Origin of the sequence: Enterococcus dongliensis (assembly GCF_031927985.1) — a bacterium.
GTDB classification, from domain to species: domain Bacteria; phylum Bacillota; class Bacilli; order Lactobacillales; family Enterococcaceae; genus Enterococcus_A; species Enterococcus_A dongliensis.
Window position 1 is genome coordinate 21,434 of sequence record NZ_JARPZC010000021.1, and the last position, 6,000, is coordinate 27,433.

Annotated in this window: 6 protein-coding genes and 1 tRNA gene; 3 read left to right on the top strand and 4 right to left on the bottom strand. The window is 36.5% G+C overall.

The window, feature by feature from the left end:
- Positions 1–287: 287 nt before the first annotated feature.
- Positions 288–1,691 (bottom strand): L,D-transpeptidase family protein, encoded by a 1,404-nt coding sequence (locus P7D84_RS12450; RefSeq protein ID WP_311806633.1) that lies wholly within the window; start codon positions 1,689–1,691, stop codon positions 288–290.
- 744 nt (positions 1,692–2,435) lie between these two features.
- On the opposite strand from P7D84_RS12450, the gene apf reads away from it, so the two are divergent.
- Positions 2,436–3,047 carry an aggregation-promoting factor gene (gene apf / locus P7D84_RS12455; RefSeq protein ID WP_311806635.1) on the top strand — a complete coding sequence of 204 codons (612 nt, stop codon included), beginning with the start codon at positions 2,436–2,438 and terminating at the stop codon, positions 3,045–3,047.
- Between the two features lie 41 nt (positions 3,048–3,088).
- Here the strand turns inward: apf and P7D84_RS12460 are convergent, their stop codons facing one another.
- Positions 3,089–3,730 (bottom strand): HAD hydrolase-like protein, encoded by a 642-nt coding sequence (locus tag P7D84_RS12460; protein WP_311806637.1) that lies wholly within the window; start codon positions 3,728–3,730, stop codon positions 3,089–3,091.
- Between the two features lie 123 nt (positions 3,731–3,853).
- Between P7D84_RS12460 and P7D84_RS12465 the strand changes: the two genes are divergently transcribed.
- Together P7D84_RS12465 and P7D84_RS12470 are read left to right on the top strand one after the other, a co-directional pair.
- Entirely contained in the window at positions 3,854–4,828 is a 975-nt protein-coding gene (locus tag P7D84_RS12465) for a ring-cleaving dioxygenase (RefSeq protein ID WP_311806639.1), read from the top strand.
- 10 nt (positions 4,829–4,838) lie between these two features.
- Positions 4,839–5,459 (top strand): flavin reductase family protein, encoded by a 621-nt coding sequence (locus P7D84_RS12470; protein ID WP_311801496.1) that lies wholly within the window; start codon positions 4,839–4,841, stop codon positions 5,457–5,459.
- A 21-nt stretch (positions 5,460–5,480) separates the two neighbouring features.
- Here P7D84_RS12470 and P7D84_RS12475 read toward each other — a convergent pair whose 3' ends face one another.
- Both P7D84_RS12475 and P7D84_RS12480 read right to left on the bottom strand, forming a co-directional pair.
- The gene (locus P7D84_RS12475; RefSeq protein ID WP_137604071.1) at positions 5,481–5,831 is read right to left on the bottom strand and encodes an iron-sulfur cluster biosynthesis family protein; all 351 of its coding nucleotides are present in this window, start codon (positions 5,829–5,831) and stop codon (positions 5,481–5,483) included.
- Positions 5,832–5,926: 95 nt separating this feature from the next.
- A tRNA-Asn gene (locus P7D84_RS12480) sits at positions 5,927–6,000 on the bottom strand.

Genomic DNA, 6,000 nt, shown 5'->3' on the forward strand with positions numbered 1-6,000 from the left:
CAAGTAATCACTGGATTAGCTATCTTACAAATCAATCATTTTCTAAGTAGAATACGATTCAATAATTTATACATAATAAAAACTAAAAAGAGACCGATCCCATAGCAGAAAAAAGTAATCTCAGCTACTACTATCCAAGGCCGTTGTAATACCGGGACAACTACTCCCAACCCAAAACTCAAAAGACCGCCTAAACATAAAACAATCCCTATTCGAACTAAATGTTTAAGGAGTTCCCGTCAAAAAATTGCAAAAAAAGTGCTGACCCATAGGCCAGCACTTACTGATTAAAAAATAAAAACAGGTGTTTCAGCTTCAAGCATTGGATATAACTCTGCCATTTTATCTGGCGGAGTATTGATACAGCCATGCGATCCGCGGTACATCCATAAATCGCCCCCATAGGCACTCTGCCAATTCGAATCATGGATTCCCACACCAGTATGATCGATCGGTACCCAGTAACTTACTGGACTGGCGTACTTAGAACCATCATCATTAAATCCGCGTAATACTTGATCCATCGACTTGCTGGTGATGTAATTTACTCCTGGCGGTGTCGGTGTCGATGGCTTACCACTGACGATATCTGTCTCAAGTTGAACATTCCCTTCTTTGTAATACCACATATGTTGATTCTCCAAATCGACTTCCACATACGTCTTGCCAATATTTGTTTGGACATTTGGGACATCACTTTCGACAAGCGGTACCCGTTCAAAATTTTTTCCTTTTAAGATTTGCGCACTTAGTTCAGCGACCTCAGCTGGAATATTGATCGTCCAACTATAAATACCCGCTGGAACCGAGACACTCCCTCGCCGTGTACTGTTGAACTGGGTAGGGTTCACCTTTGTATTGTACGTATCATTTAACTTCGTGACAAACGCGGTCACCTTCTCTTGATTTAGTAAAATCTCGGCTTTTTCATTTGTCGTTAGCCAACTCTGCAGTTCTTCAGAAGGAATGTCCACACGCTTACCACTGATTTTATAAGCAGCTTTCAATTTAGCAAAGCGATTTAGTTTCGCTTTTTGTTTCTTTAGATTCTGATCATTTTTTGTCAAAACCGGTTGCGCATAATACTTTTCTGCATCTAGTAAATGTTTTCCATTATCTAGGTTTACTTTCAAGGCCTTTTGAACTGCTGCGACGTCAAATGTTGTCCCTTTCTTTTCTGGAGCAATCACAAAACTCCCTTTATCCCATTCAATCGTTGCATTTTTTGTCGGGATACGTGTCACATTTTTTTGAACCAATACCGCGCCTAGGTTTTCGGCTAACTGATTCACTTTCGTCTGTTCATATGTACTTGACAGCTGGTGTTTTTTTTCTAAAAACAGCTGGATTCCCCAAGCAAAAGGCTGCTGTTTCTCTTTAATGCCCATGAGCTCATTTTTATGATCTTCCTGCCAGCCAAGTTCACTTCCTTGGATTTTTTTCCAGACAGTATCGTCCAATCGAATAGCAAAAGGAGTCTCTGATAATTCATTATTTATTTTTCGATTCGCTTGACCGATCGTTAATCCACCAACATTGATGTTATTAATTTTGGTTCTCGGTAAAAATTGTTCTGCATACTGGATACTTTTAAATGAATAAAAACTAACAATAACCAATAATACTGCCAACCCTATAATAATCATTTTTTTCGTTTTCTGCTGAAAAAAATCTTCCCCAAACTTTCTCAAAAATATATCCTCACTTTTCTTGATAATCACTCTATCCCGTGACGCCACTCCTTACAGCCTCAGAGATAGTATTTTTTAGTTACTATCATATTCTACCAAAGAAATAGCATCTATTCCCTAATATTTTATATTTTCTTAGCGAATATAGCCAATTAAAAAAAAGAAAATTTGCTGCTCGCTATTTTTGTCAAAAACATTCTTGAAACAAGGATTTTTTGACTAAATACGTATATTTAGTGTGAAAGAAGCTTAGCCCTCTTATGATAATAGCCATGACTTTTTAGTCATAATCTCTGGCTAGTAAATTTTTTCCTTTCAATAATGTTTACTAAGTCAAGAATTTCTAATCAGTCAATCTATCCAATTGACGATTTCCCCTTTTTCAAATTTGATTTGTTTACCTTTTCTTAAGGAATTTACTGCTATTAGTCTGATTTTCTTTGATTTAATTTTCTGACTTTTTACAACAGCGTTGCAATATTGCAATTTTTATCAGCGCTTTCATCATTCGCTCGTTAAAAATGACCATTACTTTCCTTATCAGACAGCTATTTTTAACAGTTCTTAAAAGAGATTAAGGATTTCAAAAGCGTTAGTTTTGCTATCAATTGTTACATTTATACATTAGATTGTAACTTCTTGTTACTGGTTTATAACCCATGACATGAAGAAGGATGTTAAAGTATGTCTCGTAGTCGAAATGACTGTTTCAATCACAAAAAACTTTTTGGAGGAATTTACATAATGAAATTTGGAAAAACTCTTGTACTTACAACATTACTAACAGCTGGTGCTGTATTCGCACTAGGAACAAACGATGCACACGCAGCAGAAAACTATACTGTTCAATCAGGTGATACTTTATCAAAAATTTCTGTTAAATTTGCTGGTGACAATAGTTTAGTAGAATCAATCGCAAAAGAAAATAAAATCACTAATATCGATATGATCTTTGAAGGTCAAAACTTAACAATCGGTACAGAGGCTAAAGGCAACGTTACAGCAACTTCTGTTCAAGAACAAACTGCTGTACAACAAACAGCAGCTCCCGTTCAGGAAACAGCACAAGCCGCTCCTGCAGCTCCTGCACAACCAGTTGCTGAACAACCAGCTGCACAAGCAACAACACCAACAAGCACAAATTCAGCTAAAGAATGGATTGCACAACGTGAATCAAGCGGTTCGTACACTGCAACAAACGGTCAATACATCGGACGTTACCAATTATCTGCATCATACTTAAACGGTGACTATTCTGCAGCTAACCAAGAACGTGTTGCTGATCAATATGTAACTTCACGTTACGGTTCATGGGAAGGCGCTCAAGCTTTCTGGCAAGCTAACGGTTGGTACTAAAATAATCCAAAAAAAATCCCTCATCGAGGGATTTTTTCTGTTTAAAAACTAGATTTTATCGCAGCAGGTAATTCATCCACAGTTGCTACAATTTGATCCGCTCCAGCTTCGATCATTTCTTGTCGTTCACCAAAACCATACAAGACCCCAATGCTTTTCAATTGGTTTTCCTTGGCACCTAAAATATCAAATTTCCGATCACCGACCATCACACCTGATGTTTCCTCTAATTCCGCCAATGCATAAGCAATCACATCGGTTTTTTTTGAACGTTCTCCAATTAGATCTGCTCCAAAAATTCCGGAGAAATATCTCGCTAAACCAATATTATCAATAATCTGTTTTGCAAAATACTCTGGTTTTGATGTAGCAATCGCTAAAAAATAGTTTGATGATAATTCTGCTAGTACAGCCTCGATCCCCGCATACACTGTTAATTGTTTCACTCCATGTTCAGCATAATGATCTCGATAAAGTTTGACGGCTTCCTTTGCTTCAGTTTCAGATAAGTTGTAAAGTTCCTGTAACGACTCACTTAATGGCGGTCCAATAAAACTTTGCAAGGTCTTTTTATCAGGGATCACCAATCCCTGCTTTTCTAACATATAACAAATACTATTTAAGATTCCCTCACTAGAATCAGTCAACGTCCCGTCTAAATCAAACAAAACAATATTTTTCATCATTTACCTCCTGTCTCCATCCTACTGATTCCTTTAGAAAATATCAATAGCAGACAAAATTCTTGCTTAATAAAGCAGTTGCCTTTATACTTACTTTTAGTAAGAATTTAGGAGGAATTTATTATGGATACACAAATTCGCGGATTACACCACGTTACAGCAATGACTTCTAGCGCCGAAAAAAATTATCGCTTCTTTACAGATATTTTAGGCTTACGTATGATAAAAAAAACAGTCAATCAAGATGACATTGAAACCTATCATTTATACTTTACTGATGATGCCGGTGCCCCTGGAACTGATATGACCTTTTTTGATTTTCCAAATATCCCTAAAGGAACAAAAGGAACAAATAGTATTTCACGAACTGGTTTCCGTGTTCCTACAGACGCATCATTAGAATACTGGGCTAAACGTTTTTCAAATCTAAACATTGCCCATGGCGAAATCAAGGAACGATTTGGCAAAAAATATTTAGAATTTCATGATTACGATGATCAATTGTTTCAATTAGTCTCAGATGAAAAAAATCAAGGAGTCGCTGGCGGCACACCTTGGAAAAATTCAAATGTCCCAGCGGAACATGCAATCTTTGGTTTAGGACCAGTAATCGTTACTGTCGCAAAATTTGAACACTTGAAATTAGTTTTAGAAAACCTATTAGGGTTTAAAGAAACTGCGACAGAAGATACGTTGCATCAATTTGAAGTTGGTGAAGGTGGAAATGGTGCTACTATTATTGTAGATGATCAACCCGACTTGATCCCAGCTCAAGAAGGATATGGAAATGTCCATCACTTAGCTTTACGTGTCGCTGATGAGACAGCTCTTCGTGATTGGATCGAAAAAATTAATGGCTTGGAATTTCCAAATTCTGGTTTTGTTGATCGTTTCTATTTCCAATCTGAATATTTCTTAGCAGCTCCACACGTCTTATTTGAACTAGCAACAGATGGCCCTGGCTTTTTACAAGACGAAACCTATGAACATGCTGGAGAAATCTTATCTTTGCCGCCACATCTCCAATCAAAACGTCAAGAAATCGAAGAATATGTTCGTCCATTCGATACATCTGATGCCAATATCAAACGTCCATAAGGAGGAATTCATGCACATTTATTCTTCTAAAGATCTCACAAGCAAACAAAATTATAAATTTCTGACCGGTAGTATCATTCCCCGGCCAATTGCATGGATTACAACGATCAATCCTAAAACAGACGTAGTTAATGCTGCACCCTTTAGTTATTTCAACGTTGTTTCTAAAGAATTGCCGTTGGTAAGTCTTTCAATTAATCGAAAAGAACAAAAAATGAAAGATACCGCACACAACTTACTTTACCAAAAAGAAGGCGTCATTCATTTAGTGAATGACTCTGTATTAACGAAAATGAATCAAACGGCTGCTTCTTTACCTGCTGATGAAAGTGAATTAGACAACAGCAATCTTACATTGGTAACTAGCCAAGAAATTGCTGTTCCAGCTATACAAGAAGCACCTATTCGTTTCGAAGTACGCCTCCATCAATATATTCCAATTGAAGATCATAAAAAAATGATTATTAGTGATTTATTCATCTTAGAGGTTTTAAACTATCATTTTGAAGATTCGATCTTTGATTCAGTAAAGGAATATATTGATCCCATAACTTTTGATCCAGTTGCACGCCTAGCTGGTAATACTTACAGTCACATAGCTAAAACAGTAAACATCAAACGACCAAATTAAAAAGAGTGAGCTTATCTAAGCTCACTCTTTTTTACGTAAATCAATGATTTGTACATTCCCATCAATTATCCCACTAGGACCTTTTAATTTAATCAACGACATGCGTGGATCAAAAGTTAATGACATTTCCTCTTCTAAATACAACTTTGAATGTTCCTTAATCGGGATATTACCAATCGTACTTTCGACGTCTAATGTATAATCTGAATCATCTTGATCTTTATCTAATATCAATAAGCGAAAGCTGATATTCAATGCACAACTACCAGATTTAGAATAACGTCCTACACCATCATCCAAATCTAAAACGATCCGACTATCTTGATATTTTTTAAGTTTCTCTACCAATTCATCTGCTATATTTATATGCATACTTCTTATCACCTCATATAGAGAATAGCACGATTTGAACAATCCTATAAATACTTTGCTCACAAAAAAAGACAACCTTATGATTGTCTTTTAAACTCCGGCAGTAGGACTCGAACCTACGACATCATGATTAACAGTCATGCGCTACTACCAACTGAGCTATGCCGGA

Excerpts from the sequence above, each read along its gene's own strand:
- apf (WP_311806635.1), top strand. The coding sequence starts at position 2,436 with ATGAAATTTGGAAAAACTCTTGTACTTACAACATTACTAACAGCTGGT.
- P7D84_RS12460 (WP_311806637.1), bottom strand. The coding sequence starts at position 3,730 with ATGAAAAATATTGTTTTGTTTGATTTAGACGGGACGTTGACTGATTCT.
- P7D84_RS12465 (WP_311806639.1), top strand. The coding sequence starts at position 3,854 with ATGGATACACAAATTCGCGGATTACACCACGTTACAGCAATGACTTCT.
- P7D84_RS12470 (WP_311801496.1), top strand. The coding sequence starts at position 4,839 with ATGCACATTTATTCTTCTAAAGATCTCACAAGCAAACAAAATTATAAA.
- P7D84_RS12475 (WP_137604071.1), bottom strand. The coding sequence starts at position 5,831 with ATGCATATAAATATAGCAGATGAATTGGTAGAGAAACTTAAAAAATAT.